Here is a 14,706-nt window from a genome sequence, read left to right as displayed (position 1 = left end):
GGCTTGCATGAAAATTCGAAACACTGCATACTCTTCCTATGTCCAAGGTCCTTACCTCCCTCCCCGTCGGTGAGCGCGTCGGCATCGCCTTCTCGGGCGGCCTCGACACCTCGGTCGCGGTCGCGTGGATGCGCGACAAGGGCGCGGTCCCGTGCACCTACACCGCCGACATCGGCCAGTACGACGAGCCCGACATCGCCTCGGTGCCCGGCCGCGCGCAGACCTACGGCGCCGAGATCGCCCGTCTGGTCGACTGCCGGGCCGCCCTGGTCGAGGAGGGCCTGGCCGCGCTGACCTGCGGCGCGTTCCACATCCGCTCCGGCGGTCGCCCCTACTTCAACACCACGCCGCTCGGCCGCGCCGTCACCGGCACGCTCCTGGTCCGGGCGATGCTGGAGGACAACGTCCAGATCTGGGGCGACGGCTCCACCTACAAGGGCAACGACATCGAGCGGTTCTACCGCTACGGTCTGCTCGCCAACCCGAACCTGCGGATCTACAAGCCCTGGCTGGACGCCGACTTCGTCTCGGAGCTGGGCGGTCGTAAGGAGATGTCGGAGTGGCTGGTCGCCCATGACCTGCCCTACCGGGACTCCACCGAGAAGGCGTACTCCACCGACGCCAACATCTGGGGCGCCACCCACGAGGCGAAGACCCTGGAGCACCTGAACGTCTCGCTGGAGACGGTCGAGCCGATCATGGGCGTCAAGTTCTGGGACCCGTCGGTCGAGATCCCCGCCGAGGACGTCACGGTCGGCTTCGAGCAGGGCCGCCCGGTGACGATCAACGGCAAGGAGTTCGGCTCCGCCGTCGACCTGGTCATGGAGGCCAACGCCATCGGCGGTCGCCACGGCATGGGCATGTCCGACCAGATCGAGAACCGGATCATCGAGGCCAAGAGCCGCGGTATCTACGAGGCGCCCGGCATGGCCCTGCTGCACGCCGCGTACGAGCGCCTGGTCAACGCGATCCACAACGAGGACACCCTCGCCCAGTACCACAACGAGGGCCGCCGCCTGGGCCGCCTCATGTACGAGGGCCGGTGGCTGGACCCGCAGGCGCTGATGGTCCGCGAGTCGCTCCAGCGCTGGGTCGGCGCCGCCGTCACCGGTGAGGTCACCCTCCGGCTGCGGCGCGGCGAGGACTACTCGATCCTCGACACGACCGGCCCGTCCTTCAGCTACCACCCGGACAAGCTGTCCATGGAGCGCACCGAGGACTCCGCGTTCGGTCCCGTCGACCGGATCGGCCAGCTCACCATGCGCAACCTCGACATCGCCGACTCGCGCGCCAAGCTGGAGCAGTACGCCGGGATCGGCCTCATCGGCACCACCAGCCCCGCCGTCGGCGCCGCCCAGGCAGCCGCGACCGGGCTGATCGGCTCGATGCCCGAGGGCGGCGCCGAGGCCATCGCCTCCCGCGGCGAGGTCTCCGCCGAGGACGAGGCCCTGGACCGCGCCGCGATGGAATCCGGCACGGACTGAGCGGCACCGGGGTACTCCCCGCCCGCCCGGGCCCCGCGGACTCCGGTCCGCGGGGCCCGGGCGCGTTCCGGGGCCCGGCGGCTACTCCTCGGCGAGCGGCGGCGCGGGTTGACGGTTCCCCTTGTACCGGAGAGGTCCGGCGCGGCACCGCACCCTCTCCCCAACCGCACCCGCTCCCAACTGGCAGCCATGCCAAGGGAGTTGACGCCCCGTACGGCTACGCGCTCACCGACCGCCAGATCCGTTCCGGCATCTCCCGTACGGCCGTGTCCAGGTCGACGTCGCCCAGGGAGAGCCAGCGGCGGGCGACGGCGGTGATCGGGCCCAGGATCAGGGATTCGAGGACGGGGAGCGGGAGTTCGGCCAGTTCACCGGCCTGCTGATGGGCGTGGAGCCAGGCGGCGAGCGGGGCGAGGCGGGCCTCCTGGGAGCCGCGGAGCTGCGGGGCGCGCGCCATCGCCTCGCGGTCCACGGGGGCCGAGTGCATCAGCCGGGACGCGTCCGGGTGTTCCTGGACGAAGCGGAGATAGACCCGGACCACCGCCCGGACGCCGGAGCGCGCGTCCGGCACCTGCTCCAGCGCGGCGGTCAGCTCCGTCAGCAGCCGGGCCAGCCAGCGCTGCGCCAGCGCGGTCAGGACGCCCGGCAGGCTGCCGAAGTGGTGGTAGATGCTGCCCGCGCTGACGCCGCTGGCCGCGGTGATCGCGCCCAGCGTGAGACCGGCTTCGCCGTCCGCCGCGTAGATCTCCAGCGCGCGGTCGAGGACCTGCGCGGCGGTGGCCGCGCCGCGTTGCTGCTTCGGGCTCATCGCCGTCGCCTCGCTCCCGGTTCGGGGTCCGGCGCCCCGCGGGCACCTCGCGGACCAGCATAGGAGAATTTTCTAGAATTTTTTCCGGAAGTTATTCCGGAAAGTCGGCGCGTGCTCCACACTGCGGTGTGCGGACGCAGCGCGGCGGGGGGCCCGGCGTCCGCACCGGGCCCCCGGGCCGTGCCGCACGTTCCTGCCCGTCCGCCGGGCCGCGGCGGGAGCGTGCGGACCACCTCGGTACGCCGCGGACGTCCCCGCTCCACCGCTCAACGACGACCTCTCCCCACCGATCCGGCGGCGGGGACGACCCGGGGGATCACACGGCCATGACCGACGTCCACAACGGCGCGCACGAGGACGGCGAGGGCGTCGGCAACGACGAAGGCGTCGGCAACGACGAAAGCGTCGGCAACGACGACGGACTCACCCCGCTGACCGCCGCCGACCCCGCCCGCATCGGCCCCTACCTGCTGCTCGGCAGGCTCGGCGCCGGAGGCATGGGCCGCGTCTACCTCGCCCGCTCCGCCGCGGGCCGCACCGTCGCGGTCAAGGTCGTCCACGAGGAACACGTCGCGGACCCGCAGTTCCGCGCCCGCTTCCGCCGCGAGATCCACGCGGCGCGCCGCGTCGACGCGCGCTACACCGCCCCCGTACTGGACGCCGCCCCCGACGAACCGCTCCCCTGGGTCGCCACCGGCTACGTCCCCGGGCTCTCCCTCGACCAGGTCGTCCGGGTCCACGGGGCCCTGCCCGCCGCGTCGGTGCGCGCCCTCGCCGACGGACTGCTGCACGCGCTGGACGACATCCACAGCGCGGGCATCGTCCACCGCGACCTCAAACCGTCCAACGTCATGCTCACCGCCGACGCCCCCAAGGTCATCGACTTCGGTATCGCCCGCGCCGTCGGCACCTCCGTCGAATCCCTGCTGACCAGCACCGGCATGGTGATCGGCTCCCCGGGCTTCATGTCCCCGGAACAGATCCTCGGCGACCCCGCGGGCCCCGGGAGCGACGTCTTCACCCTCGGCTGCGTCCTGACGTACGCGGCCACCGGCGCCCTCCCGTTCGGCCGCGGCGTCGGCAACCAGCACGCGGTGATGTTCCACATCGTCGAGAACGACCCCGATCTGGACGAGGTCCACGACGCCGGGCTGCGGCGACTGATCGGCCGCTGCCTGACGAAGGATGTCCGTCAACGGCCTTCTGTGGCCCAGCTGTTGGCGGAGGGGGCGGCCGATGGCGGGGGTGCCGCCGACCCCCGCTCCGCCCCTCTTCCCGGCGAAAGTCCCGGCTCCGGCCCGGACCCCCGTTCCGGTTCCGCTTCGGGTTCCGCCTCCGGCTCCGGCTTCCGCCCCGGCGGCGGTCCCGGTTCCGCGTCCCGTCCCGCGCCCGGGGCGTCGTGGTTGCCACCGGAGGTGCTGGGCCGCCTCGCCCGCCGATCGGCCCAACTGCTGGACGCGGAGGCGACACCGGTACGGGAGAAGTCCCCGGACCGGGAAACCGTCGGACTGCGCCCGGAGGCAGCCGCCCCCGGCCCGCCGGACGCGTCGACGGCGGGGGAGCCGCCGGAAGAGGGCCAGGGGCCGGTGGGGGACCGCGCGGTGGAGGGCGCAGCGGCTCCCGCCGGGGAAACGGACAGGGAGGCTGCCGACAGGAAACCCGGTGCGGCAGGCGGCATCGCGACTCCCGCCGGGGAAATGGACAGGGAGGCTGCCGACAGGAAACCCGGTCCGGCAGACGGCGTCGCGGCTCCCGCCCCCGGGATGAACAGGAAGGCTGCCGACAAGAAACCCCATCCGGCCGACGGCACCGCGACCCCCACCGCCGGAACGGACAGGAAGGCTGCCGGAGAGAAAACCGCCCCGGAGCGGCGGCGTCGGCCGTGGGCCGTTTCCGTGCCCGTGGTGTTGGTCCTGGCGGTGGGTGGCGGAACGTTCGCCGTGCTCCAGCCGTTCAGCCGCCCCGCCACGCCCCCGCCCACGGCCGCTGCGCCGCACACGACCGCCCCGGTCCCGTCCGCGCCGAGCGGCACACCGTCCGGCCACGGCAAAGGCTCCGGGGCACCCCACGGCAAGGACGACGACGGCAAGGGCGACGGCGAGGACGGTGGCAAAGACGGCGGTACGAAGGGGGGCGCCGACGGGAAGGACGGCCGGGACGGGCGCAACGGCCGCGACGCGCAGGGCGGTTCGGGCTCCCCGGCGGGCGCGGGCACCTCGGCGGGCGGCGGCTCCGGGGGCGGCGGTGCGTCCGGCGCGTCCGGGGGCGGCGGCACGTCCGGCGGCGGCACGTCCGGCGGCTCCGGATCCACCGGCGGCTCCGAGGGCGGCGCCGTCCCCGCGCCCTTCGTCGGCAACTGGGCCTTCGGCGACCCGTACAACCCCGGGCAGCCCGGCACCGTCCGGATCTCCCGCTCCGGCACCGTGAGCCTGAGCAACTTCCCGTACAACAGCTGCCTGTACGAGGGCCGGGTGACCTCCCGGACCGGCAGCCGGATCAACGTCGGCGTCGCCGAACGCGTCGGACCGAACCCCGGATACTGCACCGACACCCTCGACGCCTCGTACTTCACCGTCAACGGCAGCGGTCTCCGGCACAACGTCGGCGCGGCCAGCGGCAGCGGCTACTACTACAAGCGCGCATGAGTCCCGTACAGGCGCACGATCCCGCCCGCACGCCCCCTCGAAGCCGCACCGCGGAGGCCGACCGGCGCCCCCGGATCGGGTGAACGGGCCTGGTACGCCCCTCAGTTGAGGCGATGTGCGCGATAGAGCTGGCGCGAGCCCGCGTACGAAGCGGGGCACATGTCTGAAGGAAGATCATGCGAGCAATCACGGTGTGCCTGGTGGCGGCGGCAGCGACGCTGGGGTCGGCGGTTCCCGCGTCCGCGACCGAGCCGGCGTCGGGGGAGGTGGTGGTCTTCTCCACCGAGGCCCAGCCCCTCGACGTCTACCGCGACCCCGAGGGCTGCCGACAGCTGCCCACCCTCGCCCATGTGCTGGCGAACCGGACGGACCACCCGGTGAAGGTGTACGGGAACCCGTTCTGCGTGGGCCCGTCGGTGGCCGTCCTGCCCGACCACGGCATCCACGTACCGGGCGGCGCGGGCTCGTTCTCGGCCTGACGCACCCGGTGGCCCGTACCGCGCCCGTACCCAAGGGCGCGGCACGGGACGCGGCGGCCCCCGGGCGCCCCGCACCGCGGCGCCCGGGGGCACTCCGGTGGCCAACGGCCCTCCCCGTACCGGGGCGTGCCGTTTCCCGGCCCGCCCGGTAGCGCACGGGTACAGCCGTTCGCCCTCGGGGGTGATGCGGCAGGGCATTCCCGGCGGGCGGGAAGGCGCGGATCTTATAAAGGGCCCGTCCTGTTGCCTCCTCCGATGGGCTCTCACATGGTGAAGGCCGCTCTGCGCGTCCTCTCCGCCACGGCTCTGGCCGCCGCCTCCCTGACCGCCACCGCCCCCGCCGACGCGACCACCGCCCGTACGGCGCCCGCGAAGGCCGCAGCGCCCGCGAAGGCCGCGGGGCCCGACACCGGACCGTGCGGCCCGGTCCACGGCTTCCGCCCGTCCGACTGGTTCCGTACGTCCACCGAGCCCCGCATCTTCCCCGCCGTGCACCGCACCGAGCACGGCGAGCGGTGGCAGTGGCGCGACGGCCACCAGACCCTGTGGCGCGGCGACACCCGGGAGAACACCCGGCAGATCTTCGACGAGGGCTTCACCCCGCGCGGCGACCAGCTCTCGCCGCTGAACGAGTACATCGTCAAGGGCGGCGGTCAGCACACCGCGCACCTCAGCACCAGCTGCGAGAAGTGGGTGGCCGAGAAGTTCGCCACCTACGGCGCCGCGAGGACCGGCTGGGTCTACGAGATCGAGGCCCCCGGCGGCATCGACGTGAACGCCACCGCGCACCGCAACGGCTACGAGTCGCCGTACCTGTGGAACAAGGAGATCGACTTCCCCGGCGGCGTCCGTGGCGAGTACATCAAGCGCGCCTGCAAGTACCACCTGGTGCGGACCGACCCCGGCACCAAGGTCAACACCTACGAGAACCTCGGCTGCCGCACCAACGCCCACTTCGGCCACTCCCCGACGCCCGCGGCCTGACGGAACGGCCCGCCCGCCCCACGCACCGGGCGGGCCGTCCCCGGGGCGGCGCCCCGCACCGCGGCACCCGGGGCGCGCCGGTCGGCTGCGGTCGCGGCGGCGGGGGATTGCCGCGACGCTGTGAGAAGAGCGCGGCTCGCCTCACACAGGCCGTGTGCGTCGGTGACCGCGCCGGACAGGGAGGCAGCGGCATGGCAGGAATGCCGGAAACGGGGCGGCAGCGGAGTACCCACGGCGGCGACTGGGCCCTGCACGGCGGCGCCGTCTTCGCCGGGGTGGCCCTCACCGTGAGCGGCGCCCTCAGCGTCCTCCAGGGCGCCACCGGGATCGCCAAGGACAGCGTGTTCTCCCCGCCCGGGTACGCCTACCGGTTCGACCTCCCCGCATGGGGCTGGATCCACCTCGTGATCGGCGTCCTCCTGCTCACCGCGGGCATCGGAGTCCTCCTGGGCAAGGGCTGGGGACGCGGAGCCGGTATCGCCTTCGCGGGCATCAGCCTGATCGCCCAGTTCATGTTCGTCCCGTACTACCCCGTGTGGTCCATCATCGTGATGGTCTTCGACCTCCTCATCGTCTGGAGCCTGAGCCGGGCGTTCCATCCGGGGGCGCGAGGGGGTGGGTGAGCGGGGTGCGCGGGCGCGCACCCGTCACCGGCGCGGGTCGTGGCCTGCCCGCAGCCCGAGGGCGGCGCCGAGCAGCAGGACCGCGGTGAGGGCCGCGAGGGGTGCGGCCCAGGAGCCGGTCGCGGTGTGGAGTGCGGCGGTCAGGGCGGGGCCGGTGGCGGCGACGAGGTAGCCGCCGGTCTGGGCCGTGGTCGACAGGGCGGTGACGTGGTCGTGGTCGGTGCCGCGGCGGGCGTAGAGGACGCCCGGGAGGGCCTGTCCGGCGCCCAGACCGATGCCGAGGACGACGGCCCACAGTGCCGGGAACCCGTGCGGGGCGAGCAGCAGTCCGGCGAACCCGGTGGCGCTGACCAGCGCGGTGCCCAGGATGTGCGGGCGCTGGTCGGGGCGGGGTGCGGCGAGGACGGGGGCGAGGAACCCTCCGGCGGCGATGCCGAGGATGAAGATCGCCTGGCAGGTTCCGGCTGCCGTCCGGCCGGTGCCGGAGGCGATGAGGACCGACGGCAGCCAGGCGAGGGCCGTGTAGAACGCCAGGGTCTGGATGCCGAAGAAGGCCGTCAGGCTCCAGGCGAGCGGGGTGCGGACCACTTGGCGGCGCGCCGCGGTGCCGGGCGCCGGGGCGGCGGGTCGCGGCCGGTGGACGCGCGCCTGCGGGGCGATGCCCACGGCGGCGAGGACCGCCGGGACGACCGCGATCCCCACGGCGAGCCGCCAGGAGCCGCCGGACGCCTGGGCGACGGGCGCGACCAGGGCCGCGACGATCGCCGAACCGACCCCCATGGACAGCGCGTAGACGCCCGTCATCGTGCCGACGTGCCGGTGTGGGAAGCGCGTCCGGACGAAGACCGGTACGAGCACGTTGACCACCGCGGTGGCGGTGCTGACCAGGACCGTTCCGGCGTACAACCCCGGCATCCCGAGCATCCGCAGGACCGCTCCGGCGACCAGCACGACGCTCGCCCACAGCAGACCGCGCTCCTCCCCGAGCCGTCGCCGGACCAGCGGGGCGAGCGGCGCGAACAGGCCCATGCACAGCGGCGGGAGCAGCCCCAGCACGGTGACGGTGGCGGAGCCGAAGCGCACGACCGGGGCGAGCGGCCCGATCTGCCCGAACGCGACCCGGGTGTTCAGACTCAGCAGTACGAAGCCGACGACCAGCAGCGCGCCCGCCGTGGGGGCGCCGTGGGCCGGGGGCGCGGACCGGGCGGGTGCGGCGGCGGGGGAGGGGACCGGCACGGGACTGTCCTGCCCTTCGAGGAGGAGGTTACGGTTTCCCCAGGCTCCACGCTCAAGCGCGCTTGAGCGCAAGTCGCGGACACCGGCCGGAGGGATGATGGAGCGGCTGTACTCGATCAGCGAGGTCGCCGAGGCGTTCGGCCTGTCCGTACCCACGCTGCGTTACTACGAGGAGCGCGGTCTGATCCGCCCGGTCGCCCGCCGCGGACGGGTGCGCCACTACGACCACGCGGCTCTGGAACAGCTCGTCTACGCCCAGTTGTGGCACGACGACGGCATGATGCCGCTCGCCGACACCGCCGCCGTCGTGGAGAGCGCCCACGCCGAGGACCGGCGCGCCCTGATCACCGCGCAGCGTGCGGAGATGCTGGCGCGCATCCGCAAACTGACCCGCGCCGCCGCCGTGCTGGAACATCTGCTGGAGTGCCCCACCGACCGTCCGCTGGAGTGCCCGGTGACCGGCGCGTACATCCGCGCCCGGGTCGGCGCGGCCCTCGCCGGTGAGGAGTTCACCGACGACTTCCTGCCGGGTCCCTCCGAGCCGCGGTAGCGGCCTTCCGAAGCCCCAGCCGGAATACGCAATTCTTATGCATTCCCGGACTGGCCGGAATGTGCCTGCATTCCTCGGCGGTCGAGCACTAACGTGTCCGCGCCCGACAGGCGAATGCCGTGTCTGCCGACGGGGGAGGCGCGGCTGTCGACAGGAGGATCATGCGTAACCGCAGCATCATCGCGGCACTCGGGACAGCGGCGGCGGCGGTCCTGGCATTCGGCGCCGGACCTGCCTCGGCCGATTCCGGTCCGGGTCCCACGATCCAGCGCACCCACCGTGGATCGACCGGCTGCTTCAACTGGTCGTGGGCCGACGGAACCGTCACGACCACCGTCTACTGGCACAACACCTGCAAAACCTCCCACTTCCTCCGGGTGAGGTTCGGAGACACCGGCCACTGCTTCCAGACCGCGGGCCACAAGAAGGCTCATGCGACCTTCGGAGCACCGCCCTCCAGCATCCGCGACACCGGCACCAAGGGATGCGCGATATGAGGGTCACGACCGCGACCACCCGGTAGCCGACCGGCTGTCTGAAGCCCGCGGCGCCGGGAACGGCGAAGGCCCTCTGCCCTCCCCGCACGGGACGGCAGGGGGCCTTCGGCCGTTCCCGGGAGTCCCCGACGCACCCTCCGCACACCGGCAGTTGGCCTCGGCGAGAAGCAAGCCGGGCCATCGCACCCCGTACGGCGCACCGCGCCCGCCTCACCCGCCGACCCGCTCACCCGGTGATCCGTAAGCCCCGAACTTCATCGCTCCGGAGTCGTTAGTCTCGCGTGGAGTGCCCGGCTCGGATGGAGCCGTGGAGGTCGTCCGCCGAATTCTCAAGAAGTGAGGCAGAGCGCTTTCTTATGGCTAATTTCGACTCTACTCGGATTCTGATCTACGCATTCAGCTACGCCGAACGCCTGCTGGAAGAGGTGTCCTACCTCCGGTATTCGGCGGAGCGGAGCCTCTGTTTCCTCTCGGACCTGCGGGACCCGGCGGTACAGGCCGTTGTCGTCACCTCGGAACCGGTCGACCCTTACACGCTTGAGTACCACTTCCGCGAGGTCTTCCGGTTCGACGACCGGATGATCGAGAGCGTCCGCGAGCGGCTGACCCTGCTGGCCCCGGAATCCCACCAACCGCGCGCGCTCGACGACCTGGTCCTCGGTGACGAAAGGCTCGTGGCGGCGCTGCGGAGCGCCACCCGCGACAGCGACCGGGCCACCATCGTCCACTTCATGGCCTCCGACTCCCTCGACCGGCTCGCCGACACGTTGGGCGCCGACCTCGAAGAGGGAAGCCAGCCCTTCGTCACCCGCTGGGGCAGCAAGGCGGGGGGCAAGGAGATCCTCCTGCGGGCCGGTGTCGCGGTCCCCGAGGGCTCGGCGGAGGAACTCCACACCGAGCAGTCCGTGGTCCGGGAGATCCAGCGGCTCGCCACGGGCCCGCGCCGGGCCCGGCAGACCATGGTGAAGCTCAGCTCGCACTCCTACGCCGCGTCGATCGGCAATGTGCTGATCGACGGCGAGAAGCTCGACCGCACCGGCGATCTCCTCGGTTCGGCCGAGGTGATCCGGATGCCCGCCGACGACTTCCGCCGGGAGCTGGCCGGAGGCGGGGCGATCGTGGAGGAGTTCGTCGACGGCATCACCTCGTCCCCCAGCGGGCTCGGCCACATCGACGCGGACGGCACCGTCACCGTCGTCGCCACCCATGACCAGGTGCTCTCCGGCGGCCAGTACTGGGGGTGCCGGTTCCCGGCGGAGGAGCGGTGGCGGCCCGCGATCGGCGAGGCGGTCGCGCGGACGGGGGCGGTCCTGGCGGAGCTGGGCCACCGCGGCACCTTCGGCATCGACTTCGTCGTCGCGGGGGAGCGCGGCCCGCTCGCGGTGGAGATCAACCTCCGCAAGGTGGGCCCCAGCCACGTCCTGCGGTACGCCGAGGCGCTCGTCGGCGAGCGGGTCGGGGCGGACGGGCTGCTGCGGCGCTGCGACGGACGGCAGGTGCGCTACGTACACGGGCGGCTGCACGAGCCGGAGGTACTCGGCGCGCTGGACCCGAAGACCGCCGTCGAACGGCTCCGTGAGGAGGGGCTGCTCTACCGGCACGACAAGGGTGAGGGGGTGGCCCTGCATGTGCTGGGCGCCCTGACGACCTGCGGGTTCGTGGAGCTGACCGCTCTGGCGCCCACCTTCGAGGCGGCCGACGCGTACTTCAAGGCGGCGGAGGCGTCGTTGCTGCGCGAGTGAGTCCCGCGCGGGCGGAGGGACTGCCCCGTCGTACCGGGGCAGTCCACACCGTTCCCCCGCTCAGTCGGGACGCAGGGCCCGTTCGAAGGTCTCCACGATCCGTTCCGGCTCCTCGGTACCGACCGAGATCCGCAGCATGTCCCGGTGGAGCCCCCTGGCGCGCAGGACCTCCCGGCCCTCGGGCGTCGCGAGCAGATCGTGGTGGGCGATGAAGACCTGCGGCGACGCCATGGTGAACTCGGCCCCGAAACTGGGCCCCTTGGCGACCGCGAGCCGGTCGTAGACCCGCTCCAGCGGCACCTTGAGGTCCACCATGAGCAGCCCTCCGGGCGCGTCCGGCCGCCGCGCGATCTTCCGGTAGTTGCCCGCGGAGCGGGTGCCGTAGGCCCAGTCGATGTCCCGGACCACCCGGTCGTGGCGGACGAGCCGTTCGGCGAGGACCAGGGTGTTGGCGTTCACCCGGTCCACCCGGTCCGCGTAGCCCCGGATGCGGGCGGCCACCCGTGCCGTGTCGCGGTGATAGGGGACGTCGCCGTGCCGCCGCAGCCCGGCGCGGAGCTCCGCCGCGTGCGGCGAGTCCGGGTTGACGACGGCCGCGCCCATCAGGACGTCGGCCGATCCGGTGGCGTACTTGGTGAGGCTCTCGCACACCACGTCGGCGTAGGGCAGCACATCGACGTTGTAGGGGGTGGCGATGGTCGTGTCGACCACCAGCGCGCACCCCGCCCGGTCCGCGATCTCCCGCAGCGCCGGGATGTCCGGGGTCCGCAGGCTCGGATTGCTCGGCACCTCCGTGAGGATGCCGGCGAACTCCCCGGGTGACGCCTCGACGACCCGGGCGATCTCGGCCAGGTCGAACGGGTCGGGGACCGTGGTGTGTTCGACGTTGATGAGGCGCTTCTCCAACAGGCTCATGGTGTCGAAGAAGATCCAGCCGAGCTGGAGCCACCGGCGCCGACCGTGCTCGCGCTGGACATCGGTGACCGCGGCGACGGTCGCCGCCACCGCGTTCATCCCGCTGTTGTGCAGCGAGACGTCCGCCACGCCCCGGGCGCCGTAGGCATCGGCGAGGACGGACCGGACGGTTTCCTCGGGCGCGTCGTCCTCCGCGGCTTCGGCCTGACGCCCCTCGATCAGCCCGGCGTCCAGCAGTACGTCCTCCGCCTCGCGCGAGGAGAGATGGCTGCCGGTGTGCTGGACGTACGTACGGGCCCGCGCGGCCGAGGGACCGTCGTCGGCGAGCCGCACCCCGTGCACACCACGACCGGTGAAGACCGCACCCGGGTGGAGTCCGGCGTACGCCGCCGCCGCGTACGCGGCACGCGCCGTGCGGGTCAGGAGGAGTCCGTCGGCCGGTCCGGTGCCGTCCTGGGCGAGGAGCCCCGCCACCCGGGTCACGTACGGATGGGTGCGGAAGCGCGGGTAGCCCCACGCGATGCGGCGCAGCGTGTCCGCATCGCCCGATTCGAAGCCGATGACCGACGCGACATCGGGGATCGAGACGGACACGGAGTGGCGGGAGCCGGGGACGAGCCGGCCTGCGGCGAGGTGCCGCAGGCCGCAGGCCGACCCGATGTCCTCGGGGGCACCGAGCGTCATGCCTGGAGCCCCACGAGCTGCTGCACACCGTCCCAGTAGTCCTCCACGAGCCGGAGGAACGCGAAGGCGCCCTGCTCGAACTCCGCCCGGGTGGCCTCTGACCCCACGTAGGGCGCGATGGCGTTGAAGACGGAGTTGCTGTGCCCGACCTCGACGTCGATGTGGAGCTGCCAGAAGTGGCGCAGCTCCTTGCCGTAGCCCTGATGGGCCAGACCGTCGTTGATCTTCGAGACCATGATGGACGACATGGTCTCGTCGGCGTACAGCGCGCCGAGCGAGGTGTGGATCGGCGATTCCGTGTAGAGAACCCGGATTCCGTCGTTCAGCCGCTTGGTGACCTCCAACGGCGCGTAACCGTCGAGGTGTTCCTTCTCGATGCCGATTCCGGCGAGGAAATTCCCGAAGAGGGTGGAGTGCGTGACCTCGCCGCCGACCTCGTCGGCCACGTTCAGGATGATCTCGCGGAGGATCATCTCGTCCCGCGTCTTGATCGCCATTCCCGTGATGTAGAAGGGGAGATGGCGGAAGAAGTAGTAGCACTCGCTGTACATGAGGCGTTCCTGCTCGGGCGTGAGCCGAGTGGTGCGGTACGCGTTCAGGTACGGGTGCTCGACGCCGCGGTGTGCGGCGATCCGGGCCAGCATGCCGTCCAGGTATTCCTTGATCGCCGGATCCTGGACGGCGATACGGCGGCGGATACCCGGTTCGACGTTGTCGAAATGATCCCAAACCGCCGTGCCGGCGGAGTCCGCGGTGTTCAGCTCAGTCATGGTGACCTCTTTCCGTGTACGGAACCGACCTCGGGCACGTCATTTCTTGAGGGCGGACGCCGCCGAGACGTTGGCGTCGTCCCACCACCGGTCATCCGCGTCGAACTCCTGCTTGAGGTCGCGGCCGCCCGCCCACGTCATGTTGAGGATGATGCGGGTGGCGTCCTCGCGCAGCGGGATCGTGCGGTGCAGGGTGGTGTCGGTCCGGAGGAAGTACACGTCCCCCGAAGAGAAGTGGTACGTGTTGATGGGGTTCTCGGCGAGGAAGTTGTTGATCCTCGGCGACTCCTTGTCCCACGTCGTGTGCGGGACGCACTGCAGCAGGCCACCGACGTCGATCGGCGGCGCCTGGAGCACCCAGATCAGGGCGAAACTGAAGTCGCCCCAGTGCCATCCGTGCGTGTCACCGCGCTGTTCCTGGCGGGTGATCAGGAACTCCTCGTCGGCCTTCGGGCAGGGGTGCAGCTTCTCGCCGGAGATCGCTTCGAGGGGCCCCAGCAGCTCGGGGTCGGCGTAGATCGAGGTCACCAGCTCGCTGTTGGCCGCGATCATCTCGCTGGGGACCACCGACATCGAACGGCGGGTGTGGCCGGTGGTCTTCAGGCGCAGATCGCGCCGCTCCGCGTGTTTGCCGAGGAGGCGTTCCGCCTCGGCGCGCACCGCTTGGCGCGTGGGGGAGGTGATCAGATCGGTCACGGTGACGATGCCGTACCGGTGGTAGTGGTGCGACAGCCGACGGATCTCGTTGTCCTCCAGCGGGGCGCAGATGTTCTCGGTTGCAGGACCGTTTCCGCTCACGAAGAGTCTCCGATGTTCGACTACTGAATGCGGGACGGGTGCGACGAGCAGAGTGGTGCGCGGTGGAACGCTCGCCGAAGGAAGGTAGGCGCCTTTCTCGACCCTGATCAACCGTACAAACGGAAGGAGGCGTAAATTCTGGCCAGCTCCGGAGGTGCGATCGGCACCCAATATGGTGAGTTGACGGAAGGCGCGAAGGTCGCGCGGCATATTCCCGTAGATCTTTTACGGAAGCCGTGCGCAGGTGAGCGCGGACCGCACGGCACAATGGATCTTCTGAACTCTCCCGCGGGGGCGCGCATTTCAGGTGTGGCGCGAACTACGTGAAGGAAGCTTTCACCCCGCGGAATTTCCGCAGAGAACCTCACCGAGGCATACCGCCGCCCCCACGCCGATCTGTTTGCGCAAATAATTGCCGGACCGCTCTTTTCGAGTTCTCTCCCGTAACTCCCGTTACGCCTTTAACTCTCCTTACCGGGAATGGAAAATTG

At 71.6% G+C, this 14,706-nt stretch carries 13 protein-coding genes; 8 read left to right on the top strand and 5 right to left on the bottom strand.

Going from position 1 to position 14,706, the window contains the following annotated elements; genetic code table 11:
- Positions 1 to 38: 38 nt before the first annotated feature.
- The gene (gene argG, locus IF23_RS0121275) at positions 39 to 1,484 is read left to right on the top strand and encodes an argininosuccinate synthase (RefSeq protein ID WP_030286011.1); all 1,446 of its coding nucleotides are present in this window, start codon (positions 39 to 41) and stop codon (positions 1,482 to 1,484) included.
- A 217-nt stretch (positions 1,485 to 1,701) separates the two neighbouring features.
- Here the strand turns inward: argG and IF23_RS0121270 are convergent, their stop codons facing one another.
- Complete coding sequence (locus IF23_RS0121270) at positions 1,702 to 2,292, bottom strand: TetR/AcrR family transcriptional regulator (RefSeq protein WP_030286010.1); 591 nt, start codon at positions 2,290 to 2,292, stop codon at positions 1,702 to 1,704.
- A 326-nt stretch (positions 2,293 to 2,618) separates the two neighbouring features.
- Here IF23_RS0121270 and IF23_RS0121265 point away from each other — a divergent pair, with 326 nt between their 5' ends.
- The 4 genes from IF23_RS0121265 (at position 2,619) to IF23_RS0121250 (ending at position 7,023) form a co-directional block, all read left to right on the top strand.
- Positions 2,619 to 4,937: a serine/threonine-protein kinase gene (locus IF23_RS0121265; RefSeq protein WP_037678972.1), complete on the top strand. Its 2,319-nt coding sequence runs from the start codon at positions 2,619 to 2,621 to the stop codon at positions 4,935 to 4,937.
- Between the two features lie 176 nt (positions 4,938 to 5,113).
- Positions 5,114 to 5,416 (top strand): hypothetical protein, encoded by a 303-nt coding sequence (locus tag IF23_RS0121260; protein ID WP_030286006.1) that lies wholly within the window; start codon positions 5,114 to 5,116, stop codon positions 5,414 to 5,416.
- 267 nt (positions 5,417 to 5,683) lie between these two features.
- Complete coding sequence (locus IF23_RS34120) at positions 5,684 to 6,400, top strand: scabin-related ADP-ribosyltransferase (RefSeq protein WP_157848051.1); 717 nt, start codon at positions 5,684 to 5,686, stop codon at positions 6,398 to 6,400.
- Positions 6,401 to 6,591: 191 nt separating this feature from the next.
- Positions 6,592 to 7,023: a DUF7144 family membrane protein gene (locus tag IF23_RS0121250; RefSeq protein ID WP_037678969.1), complete on the top strand. Its 432-nt coding sequence runs from the start codon at positions 6,592 to 6,594 to the stop codon at positions 7,021 to 7,023.
- A 24-nt stretch (positions 7,024 to 7,047) separates the two neighbouring features.
- On the opposite strand, the gene IF23_RS0121245 is transcribed toward IF23_RS0121250, so the two are convergent.
- Positions 7,048 to 8,259: an MFS transporter gene (locus tag IF23_RS0121245; protein ID WP_030286001.1), complete on the bottom strand. Its 1,212-nt coding sequence runs from the start codon at positions 8,257 to 8,259 to the stop codon at positions 7,048 to 7,050.
- Between the two features lie 94 nt (positions 8,260 to 8,353).
- Here IF23_RS0121245 and IF23_RS0121240 point away from each other — a divergent pair, with 94 nt between their 5' ends.
- The 3 genes from IF23_RS0121240 (at position 8,354) to besA (ending at position 11,048) form a co-directional block, all read left to right on the top strand.
- The gene (locus tag IF23_RS0121240; RefSeq protein WP_030285999.1) at positions 8,354 to 8,809 is read left to right on the top strand and encodes a MerR family transcriptional regulator; all 456 of its coding nucleotides are present in this window, start codon (positions 8,354 to 8,356) and stop codon (positions 8,807 to 8,809) included.
- Positions 8,810 to 8,970: 161 nt separating this feature from the next.
- Complete coding sequence (locus IF23_RS0121235; RefSeq protein WP_030285997.1) at positions 8,971 to 9,306, top strand: hypothetical protein; 336 nt, start codon at positions 8,971 to 8,973, stop codon at positions 9,304 to 9,306.
- A gap of 356 nt (positions 9,307 to 9,662) precedes the next feature.
- Positions 9,663 to 11,048, top strand: a complete 1,386-nt coding sequence (gene besA, locus IF23_RS0121230; RefSeq protein WP_030285995.1) for an L-propargylglycine--L-glutamate ligase BesA — start codon at positions 9,663 to 9,665, stop codon at positions 11,046 to 11,048.
- Positions 11,049 to 11,108: 60 nt separating this feature from the next.
- Here besA and besB read toward each other — a convergent pair whose 3' ends face one another.
- Genes besB through besD form a run of 3 tightly spaced genes read right to left on the bottom strand, consistent with a single transcriptional unit; the run spans position 11,109 to position 14,215 of the window.
- Positions 11,109 to 12,647: an L-2-amino-4-chloropent-4-enoate dechlorinase/desaturase BesB gene (besB, locus tag IF23_RS0121225; protein WP_030285993.1), complete on the bottom strand. Its 1,539-nt coding sequence runs from the start codon at positions 12,645 to 12,647 to the stop codon at positions 11,109 to 11,111.
- A complete protein-coding gene (gene besC, locus IF23_RS0121220) occupies positions 12,644 to 13,417 on the bottom strand; it encodes a 4-chloro-allylglycine synthase BesC (RefSeq protein ID WP_030285991.1) in 774 nt (257 codons plus the stop codon). Before besC ends, besB begins: the two co-directional genes overlap by 4 nt.
- 39 nt (positions 13,418 to 13,456) lie before the next feature.
- On the bottom strand, positions 13,457 to 14,215 hold the full coding sequence (gene besD, locus IF23_RS0121215; protein WP_051739772.1) for an L-lysine 4-chlorinase BesD: 759 nt from the start codon (positions 14,213 to 14,215) through the stop codon (positions 13,457 to 13,459).
- Positions 14,216 to 14,706 lie beyond the last annotated feature (491 nt).

It is taken from the genome of Streptomyces catenulae, from assembly GCF_000718015.1.
In the GTDB taxonomy this organism is placed as follows: Bacteria; Actinomycetota; Actinomycetes; order Streptomycetales; family Streptomycetaceae; genus Streptomyces; species Streptomyces catenulae.
This window is presented reverse-complemented; position numbering and strand designations above follow the sequence as displayed.